Below are 17,936 nucleotides of genomic sequence, written 5' to 3'. Positions count from 1 at the left end.
AGGCGGGTTCCGCCAAAGGGTCATTCACCCCAGAGCGTGCGGACCTCTTCGTAGACCTTCTGGTCGTGAGAGATTTCGATCACGTTGCCGTCGGGGTCGGTCAGCGCGCACACGTACCCCACCGGCGGCGGGATCTGCATGGGCTCCCAGTGCAGGCAGCCCATCTCGCGGCCCTTGGCCGCGATGGCGTCCACGTCCTCGCGGTTGGGCACCTCGATGCCCAGGTGCGCGAACGGCGTGAGCTGCGGCTGCTTCTTGCCCTTGTCCTTGGCGAACTCCACCAGGACCAGCACGAACGGGGTCTCCACCTGCTTGTCGTTGGACAGCCAGGCGTTGCGCCCGTCCTTGTCCTCGTGGGTGGAGACCACGACCAGCGGCGTGAGCGTCGTGTAGAACTCGATCGCCTTGTCCAGGTCGCTGGTGGGCAGCGCGACGTGGGTCCAGCGCGCTTCGGTGAGCGTCTTGCTCAGAGCCATTTCTCTCCTCGGTCAATCCTTGGCGGCGCGCCCGCCGTGCTCGTCAGTGGCGAGCGGCGGGAACACGCCCTTGTCGGTGAGTCCTCATGTGCATCATGTGCCGTGCCCTTCCTGGCCACGCCCTTGGGGGGTCCGGCGCGGGCTCCGTACCAGGAATGTCTGGACGCTATGTCCGCCGAGGTCAGGGACTCCATGTGCCCCCAGCCCAAAGATCCGCGCGTCCTCGTCGTCCAGCGGATCATCGATCGGCGGGCCGCCACCACATGACGATCTGGTTGCCCCAGGGATCGAGGAACGACGCGTGGTGGCCGTCGAACTCCTCCCAGTAACTCTGCTCCCACAGGGCCGTCGCCCCCAGGATCACCGCCCGGTTCAGGTACTCCCCGGGAGGGCCGTCCACCAGGATGTAGGTGCGCGGCTGAAATCCCGAACGCGGCTGGGGGGCCCGCGGCGACGGGTCGGGCACCTGCTCCCGTTCGCTCCACAGGCCCAGCGTCGGTCCGCCGCCGGGGAGGATCTCGTGGAAAACCCCCTGCGGACGGCCGTTGATCTCCCAGCCGAACAGCTCCTTGTAGAAGGCCGTGCTGGCCTCGATGTCCGGCGTCGGCAGATCGACGAAGACGAGCGTGTTCACCACAGCGTCACTCCTGGAGGTAGCTCTGATGCTTCCAACTAGCGCAGTCGCCGTTCCGCGGCATCGCCCGACTCGACGAAACGCTTGTAGCCGTCGCGATAGACCTGGCGGGGCACGGGTCTCACCACCCGGCCCGCCGGACGCGGCCACGATCCGCTCGGCGCCTCGCCGGGCAGCGGCCACCATCCGGCGCCCGCGCCCGCCGACAGCGCCGCGCCGTACGCGGCCAGGTCGGTCTCCTCGGGAACCTCCACCGGCACGTCGAGGACGTCCGCCTTGATCTGGCACCACACCGGGCTGCGCGCGGGCGCGCCCGCGCACACCAGCACGTCCAGGCCGGGCAGACTCAGCGAGTCGATGATGTGCCGCAGGCCGTAGGCGGTGCTCTCCAGCGCGGCCCTGGCGATGTGGGCGGGGCCGTGTCCGGACCCCAGCCCGGTGATCTCCCCCCGTAGTTCCCTGTTCCAGCGTGGCGCCCGCTCCCCCTCCAGGTACGGCAGGACGCTCACGCCGTCCGCGCCCGGCGGAACCAGTTCCGCCAGGTCCAGTAGTTCGGAGATCGGCCGCCCGGTCAGCCGGGACAGCCACTCCATCATCAGCCCGTGGCTGCTGACCGGCCCGCCGACGATGTCCACGCCGGTCGCGGCGCTGCGCATCGCCTGGGGGTCGCGCTCCGGCGGGCTGTCCACGGCGACGGCGAGGCCCCCGGTCCGGCCGCCGGGGTCCATGGCCCGGCCGGGGGTGTCCACGCCGCCGGCCCAGAACGCGAAGAAGGCGTCCTGCGCGCCCGCGACCAGCGGGATGTCGGAGGGCAGGCCGTGCGCGCCGTCGGTGTGGCCGATGACCTGGCCGGTGGCGGCCCGCCTGCCGTAGCCGCGCAGGGTGGCATCGCCGGGCCAGCGCGACTGCCGGACGTTCGCGCCCAGCCTGGCCATCACCCAGTCCCACACCTGGGCGACGTCGTCGGTGCCGAGGATCTCGCGCTGCGCGTAGTGCTGCTCCTCGAAACCGAGCGTCGCGCCGGCGGGGTGCAGGACGGTGACGGCGGGGCTGCCGCTCATCGGCACGGTGGTCGGGCTCTGCCCGCCGACACAGATCGCGGCCGGCCGTACGCCGGTCTCGTTGATCGCCTCGACCACGGCGGCCAGCCAGGCCGGGGGCTCCGCCCGCCCCTGCGCCCAGCCCTCGGCCCCTTCATAGACCCCGGACCCGGTCGCCACGACACGCCCATCAGGGTCCAGCGCCACAGCCCGCGCCGAATTCGAACCGACGTCTACACCCAGCACCGATGTACTCACCGGGGGCTCACAAGGACGCGGTAGACGGGGGTGGTGGCGGCGAGCTTCAGGGCCTCGGTGACGTCGGTGAGCGGGAAGCGGGCCGTGACCAGGGCGTCGAGGTCGGTGGCGAGGACGCCGGAGGCGATCAGCGCCGCCGCCTCCTGCCAATCTTCCGGCTCCTGGCTGTAGACGCCGACGATGGACAGCTCGTGGTGGTGGATCGCGTCCGGGGCGACCTCGCTGCGCAGGTCCTTGGCGAAGGCCCCGTACAGGACGACCGTGCCGCCGTCGTCGCACAGCTCGATCGCGGTCTCCAGCGCCCCCGGGGCCCCGGCCGTGACGAACACCAGGTCCTGCTTGCCGCCACGGGCCGGCGCGTCCTGCGGGGTCGCGGCCCAGGCCGCGCCCGCCGCCTCGGCCTCGGCCAGCCGTTCGGCGCTGACGTCGATCAGGCCGACCGGCCCCGCGCCGCGCGCCCTGGCCAGGGCCAGGTGCAGCCGTCCCATGTACCCCGCGCCGATCACCGCGACCCGGTCGCCCGCGCGCAGCCCGCCCAGCCGCAGCGAGTGGACCACGCACGCCACCGGCTCGCCCATCGCGGCGTGCTCGATCGACGCCGCGCCCGTCGGGTACGCCTGCCGCGCCTTGACCACCACCCCGTCGGAAAGGCCCGCCCCGAACGACACCGTGCCGTCCGACAGCGCGCCCCCCTGCGGGGCCTTGCACATCGCGCTGCGCCCACGCCGGCAGGCCGCGCACGTACCGCACCTGCTGAGCAGGTCGACCGTCACGGTGTCGCCGACCCGCGGGGAGCCGGGCAGCCCGTCCACCGCGGCCCCCACCTCGGCCACCCGCCCGGCGACCTCGTGGCCGGGCGCGACCGGGTAGAACCGCTTCTCACCCAGGTACAGGCGGCGTTCCATGGTGCACAGCCCGGTCGCCCCCACCTCCACCAGGATCTCGTCGGGCCCGACCCGTGGCATGGGCTCCTCCCGCAGCTCCACGGCCTCGGGCCCGGTGACCACGGCGACTCTCATATTCAGTGACTCCTAACGTGTGGCCAGTGACGGCGTACGGCGACGCCCGCCCGCTCAAGCAAGCGGGCGGACGCCTTTCGTGCCTCGATTCGTAGCGCGTCCTCGTCGAGCGTCACACAGCGGCCCTGCCGTACCACGACCTGCCCGCCGACCAGCACGTCACGCACCGAGCGCCCGTCGGTGGACCAGACGAGCTGCTGGGCGACGTCGCCGCGGGGCGTCCACTGCGGACCGGTCGCGTCGTGTACGACCAGGTCGGCCAGCTTGCCCGCCTCGATCGAGCCGATCCGCGTCTCCATCCCCACGGCCTCCGCGCCGCGGATGGTGGCCATCTCCATCGCCTCGGGCGCGCCGATCGCGCCGGGGTCCATCGCGGTGTCCTTGGCCAGCCCGGCGGCGAGCGCGGCGGCGCGCAGGATGTCGGCCGCGTCGCCCGCGTTGCCCGCGTCGCAGCCGAGCGCGACCCGCCCGCCCCTGGTGAAGATCTCGGCGTGCCGTCCCGCCCGGGTGACGCCCTGCCCCAGCCGCAGGTACGCCCACGGGCAGTACGCGACCGCCGTACCCGAGCCGAGCAGCGCGTCCACCTCCGCGTCGTCCAGCCAGACCGCGTGCGCGAGCAGCAGGTGCGGGCCGAGTACGCCCAGGTCGGCGAGGTGCAGCAGCGGGCGGCGGCCGGAACGGGCCAGGTAGTGGTCCACGTCGGCGCGCCCCGGCGACATGTGCATGGTCATGCCCGCCCCGGTACGGCGGGCGAGGTCCGCCGCTCCGGCGAGCAGCCCGTCGGAGGCCAGGCCGTGCCCCACAAGGGTGACCCTGCCTTCGACGAGGCCGCCCGCCGGATAGGACTCGACCACCGCCCACAAGCGGTCGAGCACCTCATCGGCCGGGGCGGCGTGGGGGGCGTCGGCGACGTCCCAGCCCCACGTGCCGACCGTGCCGCGCGCACCCGCGCGCGTCATCGCGGCGGCGACCCGCTCGGGGCTCGCCACCGTCCCGGCCTCGATGATCGTGGTGACCCCGTTGCGCAGGTTCTCCGCGCAGGCGAGGAGGGCGGAGAGTTCCTCGTCCTCGGGGAGATGGGCCTGGTGCAACGGTACGGCCCAGCCGTGGATCGACTCCTCGGAGTCGATGTCGTCGGGGATGCACGCGCGGGCGAGCGGGTCGCCGGTCAAGTGCTGGTGGGCGTTGACCATGCCCGGCGTGACCACGCAGTCGGAGGCGTCCAGTTCCAGTACGTCCGGCCAGCGGGCGCGCAGCTCGGTGGTGCCGCCGACGGCGAGGATGCGATCTCCCGCCACCGCGACGGCGCCGCCCAGCAGCACCTCGCGACGGGGATTCATGGTCACGACGTCGCCGCCGGTGACCAGGAGATCCGGGATCAGCACCATGCAACCGAACGGTAGGTTCAGCGGGCCGGTGGGGTCATCTGCCCCGGAGCACAACATGTCAGGCAGAGTCCATGCCTGGAACACAATGCCCGTTGATCCACTTATCGGAAGGCTTCCTCCATGCGTTACGACCCGGCATGGCTCGACAGCGACCCGTATCGGCAGCTCATCGACGGCCGCGAGGTCGGCGACGGCAAGGTCCTTCCGATGGTGGACCCGTCCACGGGGGAGACGTTCGCCCACTACGCCGAGGCGACGACCGCCGAGGTGGAGGCGGCCGTCGCCTCGGCCAGGGGCAGCTACGACGGCGGCGAGTGGCGGCGGATGCCGGGCGGGCTGAAGGCGCAACTGCTGGAGTCCGTGGCCGCCGAGATCCGGGCCGACGCGCAGCGGCTGGCCACCCTTGAGGCGCTGGACACCGGCAAGGCGGTGAGCGGCGCGATCACGTACGACATCTTCGAGGCGGCCAACGCCTTCTCGCACGCCGCCGCCCTGGCCAGGACCGCGCACGGCGACGTACGGCGCAGCGCCTACCCGCCCGAACTGCTGCCCGGCGGCGGCCCCGAGGTCCTCACCATGCGGATGCGCGAGCCCGCCGGCGTGGTGGCCGAGCTCCTGCCGTGGAACGGCCCGCTGATGACCGGCAGCCAGCGGATCGCCACCGCGCTGGCGGCCGGGTGCTCGATCGTCGCCAAGCCGCCGGAGGAGGCGGTGGTGACGCTGGTCGAGCTGGGCCGGATGCTCTCCCGCGCCGGGCTGCCCGCGGGCGTGCTGAACATCGTGCTCGGCGCGGGCGAGACGGTCGGCGAGCGGCTGGTCACCGACCCGCGGATCGACCTGATCAGCCTGACCGGTGGCACCGCGACCGGCCGCCGGGTGATGGAACTGGCCGCCCGCAACCTCACCCCGACCAACCTGGAACTCGGCGGCAAGTCCCCGGTGATCGTCTTCGCCGACGCCGACGTCGAGCAGGCCGTGGGCTGGGCGATGATGGCCGCCTTCGTGAACATGGGCGAGGTCTGCGCGGCGGGCAGCAGGCTGCTGGTGGACGAGCGGATCTACGACGACGTCGTCAAGGGCGTCGCCGAGGCCGCCGCCGGACTGCCGATCGGCGACGCGCTGGACCGGGACACGTTCATCGGCCCGCTGATCAACGAGCGGCACGCCGAAAAGGTCCATGGCTTCCTGTCCCGGGCCATCGCCGCCGGCGACGGCGAGATCGTCGGGTCCCCGGCCCTGCCGGAGCGCGCCCACCCGACGTTCATGGCCCCGACGGTCCTCGGCCGGGTACGGCCGGGCAGCGAGGTCGAACAGCGCGAGATCTTCGGCCCGGTCCTGGCCGCGACGCCGTTCTCCACCGAGGAGGAGGCCCTGGCCCTCGCCAACGGCACCCCCTACGGCCTGAACGCCACCGTCTTCACCCGCGACCTGGAGCGCGCCTTCCGCGTCTCATCCGCCCTGGACTGCGGCTCGGTCAACGTCAACTGCCACTTCACCCCGGACATGAACGAGGGCCGCGGCGAGGCCCGCAAGTCCAGCGGCCACTCCCGCGTCGGCCTGGACGCCTACACCCGCCTGAAGTCCCTCAACATCCAGACCCGCGCCTGACCGTTGATCGGCTGAGCGATTCGGCGGACGACACCCGGGGCGAACAGGAGGGTTTCACCGCGGGCCCGACCCTGGGGCTGCTCGCCGCCGCCGTGGCATCTCCGGCCGTCCTCGTCGCGGTGGAGCGGCGCGTCCGGACACCGCTGGTCAGGTTCCGGTCGTTCCGGGTGCCGGGGGTGGCCGCGGCCAACCTGATCGCCCTGTCGCTGACCACGATCATCGCGTCCAACCTGTTCTTCACCACCCTGTACGTCCAGCGTGTCCTGGGCCTCACCGCGCTCCAGACGGGCCTGACGTTCCTGCCGAACAGCATCCTGGTTGATCGTCGGGTCCACCGCGGGGTCCCGGCTCGCGGGCCGGTTCGGGGCCGCGGCCGTGCTCGCGCTGTTCCTCCTACGCGAGCGCCGGGCGGTTCGCTCACTGACCTGATCGACGCCGGGGATTCGCACGCACCCGCCGCTTCCGGCGAACGGTTTTCCAGGTTAGCTAAACCTAGCTATGCGGGATTTACGGGAAAAGCCCGTTCTGACCACGCAGCACCACCCGGAGTGGTTAATAATAGTGGAGCCGACTGTGCGGCGTCCTGCGACGTCGGGCGGTCCGTGACCAGCATGTCGGAGCACCTTTGGGGTTGGCCAGTAATGCGGAGGACGCTGCCACAGAGCGGCGGTGCGGCATTACCGCCGGGACAGGACGGCCTACCCGTCGAACCTTCCCAATTCGTCCAACTGCTGGCCGTCGATTTCGCCGGGATCTATTCGGTCTACCTCGCCGCCAAGGATGAGCGGCTGAAAATGACCCGGCTGGCGATGGCGCTGCTGTCCGCGCCGTTCGCCGCGACGATCGCGTTGGCCAGTGCGAAGGTCATCCAGCCGGGGGCGCTGACGGCGTGGTCCGGGGTGCCGTGGTACGTGTTCGCGCTGGCCATGGCGTTCGGGCTGCTCAGCGTCGTGCCGTTCCTGCGGATGCGGTCGGCGCGCTCGGGTTGAGCGGGAGTGATCCGGGCGCGTTCCTCCTTGTGCTGGTGATCGGGTTGTTGACCCTCCTGCATTACCTCGTGTACTACGTGCGGGCCAATGTCTCGCGCCGGCGCAGACTCCCATCGAATCCCTACCAGTTCCCGAATATGGAGACGTGATGCCCAACCCCGACATTCAGGCGGGGATCCGAACATGGAAGTCTTGTGGGGAGGCGTGGGTCTGGCTGCTGGACCATGTCTGGGCTACCGGAAGGCCCGCCGAGGACGACCGAGGCCCGATCATCGAGGCCCCGGCCGTGCTCTTCGAGATCGAGGATGTGCGCTTGGACGACCCGGTCGTCACGGCGCACGGTGACCGGCGGCTCATCCCGCTGTACACCCGGAAGTTCACCAGGCGCGCGGTGATCCCGCCGTTCAAGTACAGCTACGGCGCGCGGCTGCGCGCCCTGCAGGGAGTGGACCAGCTCGCGTGGGTCATCGACCTGTTGCGCGCCCGGCCGTACAGCAAGAGCGGGTGGTTGTCGCTCACCACCCCGGGAGAGCCGTTCGACGCCGTGCCGTGCCTGTCCGGGCTGGCGTTCCGGGTGCGGGACGGCCGGCTGGTGGCGACCGCCGCGTTCCGCTCACAGAACGCCTACACCAGCTACCTCAACTATCTGCCGCTGCGCGACGTGCAGGCCGGGGTCGCCGAACGGCTGCGGCTGCCCTGCGGGCCGCTGCGGATCTTCGTTGACGTGCCGCACATCTACCTGGCCGACACCGAGGCGGTCGCGGCGGTGCTGCGGGAGGTGAGCGAGCTGCGCCAGGCGTCCTAAGCAGGCTGTCCAGCGGCCTGCCGCTGGTAGATGGTGATCGCGAACGGCCTGCCGGACCCGTCGTCGACGTGCTCCGCCGTCCGGAGCAGCGCAGGATCGGCGTCGAGGCACCGGTAGAGCCGCCGGGCCTCGGGCCACGGGTGGGTCAGCACCAGCAGCCCCCCGGGCGCGAGCAGCCCGGCCAGCCGTACCGACGCCTGCCGCAACCGCCCCGAGCGGCCCAGGTAGTACAGGGTCTCGGCGCAGAAGACCAGGTCGAAGGACCCGCCCGGGGACTGGTTGAGGATGTCGAGCGCGAGGAACCTCGCGCTCGACGTGTCCTTGCCCGACTCGGCGCGGGCGAGCGCCCGCCGCGAGATGTCCACTCCCAGGGTCTCGGACTCCGGGTAGGCGGCGGCCACCAGATGGGTGAACGTGCCCTCGCTGCACCCCACGTCGATGATCCGCGCGTACGGCCGCGCGGGCAGCACCTCGATGGTGCGCTTGTGCTTGTACTTCTCGTACGGTTCGCCGTGGTAGTTCCACGGGTCGGGGTTGCGGTGCCACCAGTCGAAGTAGCGCCCGAGCAGCCGGCCCTGCCCCCGTGACGGCACCATGGACAGCAGACCGAACACCATCCGGTGCAGGGCGTCTCCGGCAGCGGACATTCGCGGGCTCCTCCGGCGGGGCGTGAGCTGATCGGAACCCCAAGCTACCCGGCGCGCGCTCAGATCGTGAGCAGGATCTTGCCGAACACCTCCCCGCCCTCCAGCCGCCGATGCGCGTCGGCCGCCTCGGCCAGCGGGAACACCGAGTCGATCACCGCTTCACACCCCGCCTGCCCGTGCCACCCCAGCATCCGCCCGAACGACTCGTAGGTGTACATCTCCGCGCCGACCAGGGTGAGCCCGCGATGGTAGGCGTCCGTCACGTCGAACGAGGCGACCAGGCCGGTGGTGTTGCCGCAGAACACCAGCCGTCCGCGCAGCCGCAGCGCGGCCAGCGACTCCTGGAAGAGGGCGGGGCCGACGTGGTCGAGCACGATGTCCGCGCCCACCCCGCCGGTGGCCTCGCGGACCTGCGCGGCCAGGTCGCCGGTGGCGTGGTTCACCGTCGCGTCCACGCCCAGCTTGGTCATTCTGGCCAGTTTCTCGTCCGAGGCGGACGAGACGATGACGCGCGCGCCGAGCCGTTTGGCGATCTGTACCGCCGCGATGGTGATGCCGCTGCCCGCGCCGTGCACCAGCAGCGTCTCGCCCTCGCGCAGCCCGCCGCGCACGGTCAGCGCGTGCCAGGCCAGGCCGTACACGGTGGGTACGGCGGCGGCCTCCTCGAACCCGATGTTCGCGGGCACCGGGTGGACGTGCGTCTCCGGTACCGCGACCAGCTCGGCGTATCCGCCCTGCCGGGTGCCGCCGAGGACCTGGAGGCCGGAGCAGTACGTCGTGTCGCCGCGCTCGCAGGCCAGGCACACCCCGCAGTGCAGCGACGGGTCGATGAGCACGCGCTCCCCGACGGATTTCGTGGTGACCCGCGAACCCACCTCGGCCACGACGCCCGCCACGTCGCTGCCCGGGACGTGCGGCAGCGAGAACCCGGGCAGCAGCCCCGGCCCCCGCCGCTGCAACGCGTCGAGCCGGTTGACGGCGGTGGCCCGCACCTCGATCAGGACGTCCGACGGCCCGCATCGCGGGTCGGGGATCGTCACCTCCCGTAGTACCTCGGGGCCACCATGGGTGTCGTACTGGATCGCTCTCACGTGATACCTCGGACGAAGGGTGCGCCGAGCGCGGCCGGGCCGCGATGGCTCTTGGCGAGGAAGAACATGGCGGCCAGCGCCAGCAGGTACGGCGAGGCGATGAGCAACTGGGCGTTCAGCTCGTAGCCCAGCGCGGGCAGGGCCAGCCGCAGCGCGTCGGCCGCGCCGAACAGCAGGCACCCGGCCAGCGCGCCGCGCAGCGTCCAGCCGCCGAAGATCACCGCGGCCAGCACGATGTAGCCGCGCCCGGCCGTCATGTTGCTGTTGAAGGTGCCGACCTCGGCCACCGCCAGGTGCGCCCCGCCCAGGCCGCCGAGCAGCCCGCAGATCAGCAGCGCCTGCCGCCTGCGCTTGTTGACGTGGATGCCGGTGACGTCGGCCGACTGCGGGTTCTCCCCGGCGGCCCGCGCCTCCAGTCCCCAGCGGCTGCGCTGGACCAGCCACCAGGCCAGCGGGATCAGCACGATCAGCAGGTAGGCGGTCCAGCGGACGTCGAACAGCGCCGACCCGACGATCGGCAGGCTGGACAGCCAGGGGATCGCCACCTTGGCGACCTGGAAGAACTCGGTCTTGTCGGCCAGGTAGCTGGTCAGGCCGAGCACCAGCACGTTCAGGGTCAGGCCGACGACGTAGGTGTTGACCGACAGGCGGTGGCTCAGGTTGGCGTGGATCAGCGCGACCACCAGGCCGGTCACGATCCCGCACAACAGCCCGAACTCCGGCGAGCCGGTCGCCACCGCGCCGGTCACGGCGGTGAACGCGCCGCCGAGCATCATCGCCTCGACGGAGATGTTCAGCGTGCCGGCCCGCTCGGCGATCCACTCGCCGATCGCGGCGAACATGAGCGGCACGGCCAGCCGTACCGCACTTCCCAGGATGAGCTCGAAATCGTCCACGGACCGCTCATCCCTCCACGACGACCGGCTTGTTGCGCTTGCGGAGTTTGCTCAGCTCCGCGTACGCCGCCGGGAACACCGCCGCCATCACCAGCAGCGCGGTCACGACCGACACCAGGTACCGAGGCACGCCGGTCGAGGCGAGGAACCCGCCCCCGGCGCGCAGCCCGCCGAAGAACAGCGCCACCGGGATCGCCGCCACCGGATGGTTGCGCGCCACCAGCGCGACCAGCAGGCCCTCCCAGCCGACGTTGTCCGCCATGCCGGGCTGGAAGCGCCCGATGGTGCCGCTCAGCATGATGCCGCCGGCCATCCCGGCGAACGCTCCGGAGATCAGCAGCGCGCCGCCGCCCAGCACCGTGGCCCGCACGCCCGACCGGCGCGCGGCGGCCGGGTTGTGCCCGAGCATCCGCAGCCGAAAGCCCCAGGTGCTGTGGCGCAGCAGCAGCACGATCGCCACCGTGGCGGCCAGCACCACGAAGACGCCGGAGGTCACGTTGAGATCGGGGTACTCGCCCACGCGGGGCAGCATCACGCCCTCGGCCAGCAGGTTGGACTGCGGCGAGCGGGCGCCGGCCTCGCCGTCCTCCTGGAGCAGGTTCTCCTGGGTGACGACGTACATGGCGAGCTGGGCGGCGACGAAGACCATCAGCAGCGTGCCGATGACCACGTTGACGCCGCGCCAGTAGTACATGACGGCGGGGATGCCCGCCCACAGCGCCCCGCCCAGCGCGGCGCCGAGCAGCGAGCCGACCATCACCATCCAGCCGGGGCCCGGCATGAACAGGCCGACGACCGCGCCCGCCATGGCCCCCATCAGGAGCTGGCCCTCCTGGCCGATGTTGAAGATGCCGGCCCGGGCGCAGACGATCGCGCCGAGCGCGACCAGCAGGAGCGGGGTCGCCTCGTCGATGCTGAGCCCGATGGAGCCGCCGCCCTCCAGGCTGCCCTGGTAGAGCGCGTAGGCCGTCTCGGACATGGATTTGCCGGTGAGCGTCACCAGCGCGCCGGCCAGGGTGAGCGCCACCGCGAAGGAGGCCACGTAGAGCAGCAGGGTGTGCAGCGCCGCCGGTTTGACCATCCGGGGGAGCCGGGTCGTGAGCGCGGTCATGCCGCCTGACCGCCCATCATCATGCCGAGCCGTTCCACGTCCACCTCCGCGCGCGTCATCTCGCCGACGATCGCACCCCGGTGGATCACCGCGATCCGATGCGCCAGCGTGAGGATCTCTTCCAGCTCCGTCGATATGAGCAGCACCGCGATCCCCGATTCCGCGGCCTTCTGAATGCGTTCGGTCATGTACTCGATCGCGCCGACGTCCAGCCCGCGCGTCGGCTGGGCGACCACCAGCACCTTGGGATCGGCGGCCAGTTCCCTGGCCAGCACCACCTTCTGCTGGTTACCGCCGGACAGCCGGCGCATCTGGATGTCGGGGCCGGGCGCGGCGATGTCGAACTCGCTGATCAGCCGCTCGGCGCGGGAGCGCAGCCGGCGCGGGCTGAGGAACGAGCCCCTGGCGACCTCGCCGAGGTCGGCCATGGCCAGGTTCTCGGCCAGGGACATGTCCAGCACGCAGCCGGAGACGTGGCGGTCCTCGGGTACGACGCCGACCCCGGCGGCGTGCATCGCCCCCGGACGTCCGGCACGTACCGCCTTGCCGCACACCTCGACCGTGCCCTTGTCGAGTTCCAGCAGGCTGGACAGCAGGTCGCCGAGCGCGGCCTGCCCGTTGCCCTCCACGCCGGCCAGGCCCAGGATCTCCCCGGCGTGCACCGTAAGGGACAGGCCGCGCAGCAGGGGGCGCCGGTCGCGGCCGGTGGCGTGCGCGTCGGTGACGCGCAGCCGTACCTCCCGCTCCTCGTCCTCCTCCTTGGCCTCCTTGGCGGCCCCGATGTCCTCCACCAGCGCGTCGAGCGCGCCGACGGCGGAACCCGCGGTGAGCCTGGACACCTCGCGGCCGACCATCTCCCTGGCCAGCTCCCGCACGTCGGTGTCAGCGGTCCGCCGGCGCGCCACCACCGCGCCGGAACGCATGATCGTCACCTGGTCGGTGGCGTGCAGGATCTCGTCGAGTTTGTGGCTGATCAGGATGACCGTCTTGTTCTCCTCCTTGGTGACGCGGCGCAGCACGGAGAAAAGCTCGTGCGACTCCTTGAGCGTCAGGACGGAGGTCGGCTCGTCCAGGATCAGCAGGTCGGGGTCGCGGCGCAGGCACTTGATCAGTTCGACCCGCTGGCGTTCGCCGGTGGTCAGGTCCTCCACGGCCCGGTCGGGGTCCACGGCCAGGCCGTACCGGTCGCCGACCTCGGTGACCAGCCGCCGCGCGGACGCGCGGTCGACGTGGCCGCGCTCGCCCAGCGTCACGTTCTCCCACACCCGCATCCGGCCGATCAGGCTGAAGTGCTGGTGGACCATGGAGATGCCGAGCCCGGCGGCGACCAGCGGGTCGGAGATCGACACCTCGCCGCCGTCGATCATGATCTGGCCGGAGTCCGGACGGACCAGACCGGTGAGGATCTTCATCAGGGTGCTCTTGCCCGCCCCGTTCTGGCCCAGCAGGCCGTGTATCTCGCCGCGCTGGACGCTGAGACGCACGTCGTCGCACGCGACGACGGTGCCGAAGCGTTTGGTGATGCCGGTCAGCTCCACCGCCGGCGCCGGGGCCGCCGTGGCGGCGGTCCCGGCGGTGGCGGTGTCGCCGTTATCCGTCGACGGCCTTGTCGACATCGAACGTCTCGTTGCCGATGGACTTCATCAGCTCTGTGATCTTCTCGGCCTGGTCGCTCACGGGATTGCAGAACTTGACCGAGGGGACCGGGTCATTGCCGATGACGTAGCGGGTGGCCTCGCCCATCTTCAGGTCGCCCTTCTGGAACCGCTGCAGGGCGGCCGCGAAGAACGCGCCGGGCGCGAACACGACGGAGATCTCGTACTTGACGGTGGTGTCCATGCAGCGGTCGGTACCGGAGCTGAGCGCCGGGATCTTCGCCTCGTTGGCCTTCTTGGTCACCGCGTCGGTCGCGCCGCCCAGGTAGGGGTAGACGACCTTGATGCCCTTCTTCTGCATGGCGTTGAAGGCCTCGACGTTGACCGCGGCGTCGTCGAAGCTGCCGGTGTAGGTGGAGATGACCTCGGCGTTCGGCACGACGGCCTGGGCGCCCTTGGTGAAGGCCTTCACCGCCTGCTTGGCGTAGTCCTCCTCGGGGCCGGTGATGAAGCCGACCTTTGTGGCGTTCTGCTCCTTCAGCTCCAGGCCCGCGGCGTAACCGGCGGTGTAGAGGGTCTGGTTGACGCTGTCCAGAGACTGGTTGAAGTACTTCGTCTGCTTGATCTGGCCGGCGCCGCCGTTCAGGTACCAGTTGGTGTCCTTGCAGGTGGCCTCCGGGGCGGCGTCAAGCGCGCTGCCCAGGTCGCCCGAGCCGATGGCGATCAGGTCCACGCGCTGCCTGCACAGGTTGAGGGCCTGGTTCTTGGCGTCGCCCACCTTCAGGTTGTCGATGGTGCGAACCTCCCAGCCGTTGGACCGGGCGATGGTGTTCGCGTCGTCGACGAAACTCTGGAAGAAGCCTTTGTCGTGGGTGTCGCCGATGCTCAGCACCCCGATCACGACTTTGCCGTCGCCGTTGACGTCCGGCTGCCCCTTCGCGTTCGCGCCGGTCAGCTTGCTGTTCTGCGGGTCGCTCCCGCCGCCGCAAGCCGTGAGCAGCAATGCGGGCGCGACCAGGATCGCGAGGGTTGCCCGTGCTGAAGATTTCATCGCAATGCCTTCCAAGGACGTGGGGGTCAGTCTCGCGACTCGGGTTCGGCCCCCCACCGGGATACCAAGATGCTGTGCCCATGGCAGCCGCCGACACGGCGACGGCGCCCGTCGCGGGCGCCTCGGCCGGGTGCGCCGGCGGATTTCACGTGTTCGCGTTCCCGGAGTGAGGAGGGTTCGGTGTGCGTCCTTCACCAATCCGCCGGAGGTTGCGCTGGAGTACGCCTCCGGTGCAGACGCGACACTCGGCGCTCGACGAAATTCTGGTGAAGGCTAAGTCGACGAAACGCCACACGTGTTCTGTCATGGGTTTCTCCATCGTAGGGGTTTATACCATGCGAGCGATCATTTGTGTTGCCGCAGCCGGTTAAGGTGGATTTCCGGGGTTTTCGCGGCGTGCCATCTCCTTTCAAGATCGTGGTCGTGATCCCGATGCGTGGTGCACGCTCGGCCGATCACTTCCCGTATGGCCCCCCGCTGGCTCCGTAGTCAAGGGTGTAGGTAACTCGTTCTAACGCGAACACATTATCGAGTGGCATTTCGGTGCTGCTTCAGAAGCGATGGATCGCGCAAGCACAATTTGGAATCGTTTTTTCATCAAATGGGCGGACGCCCGGTTACTCGGCGGCACCCTCCGCCTGCTCGGCGTACCTGCGGCGCTCCGCGGCGAGGTCCAGCGGCCTGATGATCGCCTCGTGCTCCTCGGCGCCCCAGTGCTCGCTTGGAACGAGCCACATCACCTCGAACTCCAGGCCGTCGGGGTCCTTTGCGTACAGGCTCTTGCTCGCGCCGTGGTCGCTCGCGCCCACCAGCGCACCCGCGGCGGCCAGCCGTTCCTGGGCGGCGGCCAGTTCCGCCAGCGTGCGGACCTCCCAGGCGATGTGGTACAGCCCGACCGTCCGCTGCCCGGCCTGTGAGTCGCCCGCCCCCGAACCGATGGTGAACAGCCCCAGGTCGTGGTGGTTGCCCGAGTCGGGTGCCCGCAGGAAGCTGTACCGGCCGCCGGGGTCCTCGATGATCACCCTGAAGTCGAGGGTCTCCCGGTAGAAGTCGGCGGTACGGCGGGCGTCCCGGACGTACAGCACCGCGTGGTTCATCCCTGTGACACCCATTGCTCACTCCGGTGGTTCTTAAATTCGTCGTTTCGTCGATCAGCGCGTTGGTTCGAGTGTCCACAGTTCATCAGGGGGTTCGTTGCGAGAAGACGTCCAGTAGTTCACGGGCGGTGAGCGCGGTGCGCAGCCGGTGCGCGGCCTCGGGGTCGAGTGGATCGGTGCCCAGCAACTGGCGTAACTGTCCGACGCGGTAGCCGACCGAGTTGCGGTGCAGGTGGAGTTGTTCGGCGACATTGGCCCGGCTGCCGCGGGTGGCGAGCCAGGCGTCCAAAGTCAAGATGAGTTCCGGGCGGTCCAGGATCGGGCCGAGTTGCTGGTTCACGAAGGCGCGCAGCCGGTCCGGCGGTACGGCGAGGAGCAGTTGCGCGAGGCCCAGCGCGGAGTGCAGCAGCTCGGTCTCCCCGGTACGGCGGCGCAGCAGCCCGAGCACCACCTCGGCGTCCCGGAACGAGCGCGCGGTCTCCCTGGGGTCGTTCACCACCGGCCCGGTGGCCGCCAGTACCGTGCCGTCGCCGACCATGCCCTGCAACCGCACCCGGATCCTGGTGATCTCGCGGGCCAGGTCGCCGCCGCCGAGCACGGTCCAGCCCCGAGTGTCCTCCTGGCGGACCGGCATCTCCAGCCACGACAGCGCGGTGGACCAGGTACGCCGGTTGGGCCCTCCGTAGTCGAACACGACGGCCGCGTGCGGCTCAGAAAGCCGCAGCCCGAACCTGGCGGCGGTCCTGGTCAGCTCGTCGGTGCCGCGCAGCGCGCCGAAGCGGAGCTCGTCGATGAGGCGGCTGGCCGTCTCCGCGGTGGCGGTCGCGGCGGCGTCCCTGCGCACGGCCTCGATGGCGACCGCCGTGGAGGACGCCTTCAGCAGCGCCAGCAGCCCGTCGTCCACCGGCTCGGCGAGCAGCAGCAGCCCCACGCGCCGCTGCCCGGCCCACACCGCGAGCGCCCGGGCGGGCCAGCCGTCCTCCAGGGTGACCGTGACCGGCTCGCGTTCGGCGAAGACCTTGGCGACCTCGGCGGGGCTCATCATCGCGTCGCCGCCGTCGGTCGCGGCGAACACCCCGCCGTGCACGCCCATCAGCCGGGCCGCCCGCCCGGTCCGCTCGGCGACCCTGGCCAGCACGGCCTTCCAGCCCTCGCCGCCGAGCGCGAGTTCGTTCAGCTCGGTGGCGAACGTCTCGATGTCCACCTGGCCGACGCCGGCGGGCATGGTGTTCGCGGGCCCGTCGTCCGTGGGGCCGGTGCCTGCGGGCCCGGCCTGGGCCCCTGCTTCGGTGGGCCGCGCCCGATGGTCCCCCGGATCCACCGGCCCCCGGGCACGGCTCGCAGGACGGCCGAGCTCGCGCTCGGAACCGGCGGTCAGCCCGTCCAGCTTCCCGCCTACGCCCAGCCGGTCCATGCACCCTCCATGCTCTGGCCGCCCTCGCCTATCCACAGATGACGGTATCTAGGGATAATTCTTCGCATCTATCGTCTTTTAGGACATCCTTATCGAGGTGTGACAATACGTTCACGTAACAGGAAGCAACGCAAGTGTGGCCGGGCGGGCGGCGTACGGCCACACCGCCCCTCGCCGAGGTCGCCGGGGAGGCCGTGAGCTGGGGCATTGGCACTCTCGCTGAGGGGGACGGCGACGGCACGATCGCGGGGATCGAGCGCGGCGCTTTCGACGGGCTTGATCCGGCTATGATGGTCCACCGCTCTCCGGGCGGACGCACCGGCCCTCCGTTTTCCGCCCAGTCGTCCGCATCCGGACACGTCGGCCGCAGGGCAGGGCCCCGAGGACGTGCGCGTAGCAGGGGTCGCTCCACGGATTCGGGGCATGCGTCGGCGAACGGTCTCGCCTCGCCCACCTTCACCGCGTTCCGCCACGATGCGTTCCCTGCTCGCTTTCTACCGGCGTAACGCCCGTGTACCCCGCGTCAAGTCCTCCGACGCCACTTTTGCCGACGATCGCGTGGCGATGACCGCCGATGCCCCGCCGTCCCGCCTTCCAAGCCGCTCGTCTCCCTGGGCCGCGATCGGCCCCGCCACCCGTGCCACGACTGCGAAAATCCCATACGACCTGGGATGACACTCTGTGCTTCGAGCACAGAACTCCTCAGACGGTGATGTCGTCACCTGTGACATGCCACATGACATGCGTTTTCGGTTCAGGCCGTCCTCCAAGAACTGCGCAAACCCCGGCCCCATCGGGGTTTGCGCAGTTCTTGGAG

16 protein-coding genes are annotated in these 17,936 nt (G+C 70.8%); 3 read left to right on the top strand and 13 right to left on the bottom strand.

Going from position 1 to position 17,936, the window contains the following annotated elements:
- Positions 1-20 precede the first annotated feature (20 nt).
- From C1I98_RS09985 to C1I98_RS09965, 5 genes are all read right to left on the bottom strand, one after another.
- Positions 21-476, bottom strand: a complete 456-nt coding sequence (locus C1I98_RS09985; protein ID WP_111166892.1) for a VOC family protein — start codon at positions 474-476, stop codon at positions 21-23.
- 238 nt (positions 477-714) lie between these two features.
- Positions 715-1,110 (bottom strand): VOC family protein, encoded by a 396-nt coding sequence (locus C1I98_RS09980; protein WP_146607353.1) that lies wholly within the window; start codon positions 1,108-1,110, stop codon positions 715-717.
- Between the two features lie 38 nt (positions 1,111-1,148).
- Complete coding sequence (locus C1I98_RS09975) at positions 1,149-2,330, bottom strand: FGGY-family carbohydrate kinase (RefSeq protein WP_111166888.1); 1,182 nt, start codon at positions 2,328-2,330, stop codon at positions 1,149-1,151.
- Positions 2,331-2,404: 74 nt separating this feature from the next.
- The gene (locus tag C1I98_RS09970; protein ID WP_111166886.1) at positions 2,405-3,427 is read right to left on the bottom strand and encodes a zinc-dependent alcohol dehydrogenase; all 1,023 of its coding nucleotides are present in this window, start codon (positions 3,425-3,427) and stop codon (positions 2,405-2,407) included.
- Positions 3,428-3,429: 2 nt separating this feature from the next.
- Positions 3,430-4,815 (bottom strand): amidohydrolase family protein, encoded by a 1,386-nt coding sequence (locus C1I98_RS09965; RefSeq protein WP_111166884.1) that lies wholly within the window; start codon positions 4,813-4,815, stop codon positions 3,430-3,432.
- A gap of 120 nt (positions 4,816-4,935) precedes the next feature.
- Here C1I98_RS09965 and C1I98_RS09960 point away from each other — a divergent pair, with 120 nt between their 5' ends.
- The 3 genes from C1I98_RS09960 to C1I98_RS09945 all read left to right on the top strand — a co-directional run bounded on the left by C1I98_RS09960 (position 4,936) and on the right by C1I98_RS09945 (position 8,217).
- Complete coding sequence (locus C1I98_RS09960; RefSeq protein WP_111166882.1) at positions 4,936-6,423, top strand: aldehyde dehydrogenase family protein; 1,488 nt, start codon at positions 4,936-4,938, stop codon at positions 6,421-6,423.
- A gap of 176 nt (positions 6,424-6,599) precedes the next feature.
- Positions 6,600-7,412 (top strand): MFS transporter, encoded by an 813-nt coding sequence (locus C1I98_RS40380; RefSeq protein WP_146607352.1) that lies wholly within the window; start codon positions 6,600-6,602, stop codon positions 7,410-7,412.
- Between the two features lie 148 nt (positions 7,413-7,560).
- Positions 7,561-8,217, top strand: a complete 657-nt coding sequence (locus C1I98_RS09945; protein WP_233507640.1) for a thymidylate synthase — start codon at positions 7,561-7,563, stop codon at positions 8,215-8,217.
- Here the strand turns inward: C1I98_RS09945 and C1I98_RS09940 are convergent.
- From C1I98_RS09940 to C1I98_RS09905, 8 genes are all read right to left on the bottom strand, one after another.
- The gene (locus tag C1I98_RS09940; protein WP_111166876.1) at positions 8,214-8,864 is read right to left on the bottom strand and encodes a class I SAM-dependent methyltransferase; all 651 of its coding nucleotides are present in this window, start codon (positions 8,862-8,864) and stop codon (positions 8,214-8,216) included. The genes C1I98_RS09945 and C1I98_RS09940 overlap by 4 nt on opposite strands.
- A 59-nt stretch (positions 8,865-8,923) precedes the next feature.
- Positions 8,924-9,955: a zinc-binding dehydrogenase gene (locus C1I98_RS09935; RefSeq protein WP_111166874.1), complete on the bottom strand. Its 1,032-nt coding sequence runs from the start codon at positions 9,953-9,955 to the stop codon at positions 8,924-8,926.
- Positions 9,952-10,851 (bottom strand): ABC transporter permease, encoded by a 900-nt coding sequence (locus tag C1I98_RS09930; RefSeq protein ID WP_199536837.1) that lies wholly within the window; start codon positions 10,849-10,851, stop codon positions 9,952-9,954. The genes C1I98_RS09935 and C1I98_RS09930 overlap by 4 nt, the downstream gene beginning before the upstream one ends.
- A 7-nt stretch (positions 10,852-10,858) precedes the next feature.
- Positions 10,859-11,962, bottom strand: a complete 1,104-nt coding sequence (locus tag C1I98_RS09925; RefSeq protein ID WP_111166872.1) for an ABC transporter permease — start codon at positions 11,960-11,962, stop codon at positions 10,859-10,861.
- Positions 11,959-13,578 (bottom strand): ABC transporter ATP-binding protein, encoded by a 1,620-nt coding sequence (locus C1I98_RS09920; RefSeq protein ID WP_111166871.1) that lies wholly within the window; start codon positions 13,576-13,578, stop codon positions 11,959-11,961. The genes C1I98_RS09925 and C1I98_RS09920 overlap by 4 nt, the downstream gene beginning before the upstream one ends.
- Positions 13,553-14,608, bottom strand: a complete 1,056-nt coding sequence (locus C1I98_RS09915; RefSeq protein WP_111166869.1) for a BMP family ABC transporter substrate-binding protein — start codon at positions 14,606-14,608, stop codon at positions 13,553-13,555. Before C1I98_RS09915 ends, C1I98_RS09920 begins: the two co-directional genes overlap by 26 nt.
- Before the next feature lie 617 nt (positions 14,609-15,225).
- On the bottom strand, positions 15,226-15,720 hold the full coding sequence (locus tag C1I98_RS09910; RefSeq protein ID WP_111166867.1) for a VOC family protein: 495 nt from the start codon (positions 15,718-15,720) through the stop codon (positions 15,226-15,228).
- A gap of 70 nt (positions 15,721-15,790) precedes the next feature.
- Positions 15,791-17,119, bottom strand: a complete 1,329-nt coding sequence (locus C1I98_RS09905) for a PucR family transcriptional regulator (protein WP_111166865.1) — start codon at positions 17,117-17,119, stop codon at positions 15,791-15,793.
- Positions 17,120-17,936 lie beyond the last annotated feature (817 nt).

The organism is Spongiactinospora gelatinilytica (assembly GCF_003236385.1).
GTDB classification, from domain to species: domain Bacteria; phylum Actinomycetota; class Actinomycetes; order Streptosporangiales; family Streptosporangiaceae; genus Spongiactinospora; species Spongiactinospora gelatinilytica.
The sequence above is the reverse complement of the archived record's forward strand: the minus strand, read 5'-3'. Positions and strand labels throughout refer to the sequence as shown.

Excerpts from the sequence above, each read along its gene's own strand:
- C1I98_RS09985 (WP_111166892.1), bottom strand. The coding sequence starts at position 476 with ATGGCTCTGAGCAAGACGCTCACCGAAGCGCGCTGGACCCACGTCGCG.
- C1I98_RS09970 (WP_111166886.1), bottom strand. The coding sequence starts at position 3,427 with ATGAGAGTCGCCGTGGTCACCGGGCCCGAGGCCGTGGAGCTGCGGGAG.
- C1I98_RS09965 (WP_111166884.1), bottom strand. The coding sequence starts at position 4,815 with ATGGTGCTGATCCCGGATCTCCTGGTCACCGGCGGCGACGTCGTGACC.
- C1I98_RS09960 (WP_111166882.1), top strand. The coding sequence starts at position 4,936 with ATGCGTTACGACCCGGCATGGCTCGACAGCGACCCGTATCGGCAGCTC.
- C1I98_RS09945 (WP_233507640.1), top strand. The coding sequence starts at position 7,561 with ATGCCCAACCCCGACATTCAGGCGGGGATCCGAACATGGAAGTCTTGT.
- C1I98_RS09940 (WP_111166876.1), bottom strand. The coding sequence starts at position 8,864 with ATGTCCGCTGCCGGAGACGCCCTGCACCGGATGGTGTTCGGTCTGCTG.
- C1I98_RS09925 (WP_111166872.1), bottom strand. The coding sequence starts at position 11,962 with ATGACCGCGCTCACGACCCGGCTCCCCCGGATGGTCAAACCGGCGGCG.
- C1I98_RS09920 (WP_111166871.1), bottom strand. The coding sequence starts at position 13,578 with ATGTCGACAAGGCCGTCGACGGATAACGGCGACACCGCCACCGCCGGG.
- C1I98_RS09915 (WP_111166869.1), bottom strand. The coding sequence starts at position 14,608 with ATGAAATCTTCAGCACGGGCAACCCTCGCGATCCTGGTCGCGCCCGCA.
- C1I98_RS09910 (WP_111166867.1), bottom strand. The coding sequence starts at position 15,720 with ATGGGTGTCACAGGGATGAACCACGCGGTGCTGTACGTCCGGGACGCC.
- C1I98_RS09905 (WP_111166865.1), bottom strand. The coding sequence starts at position 17,119 with ATGGACCGGCTGGGCGTAGGCGGGAAGCTGGACGGGCTGACCGCCGGT.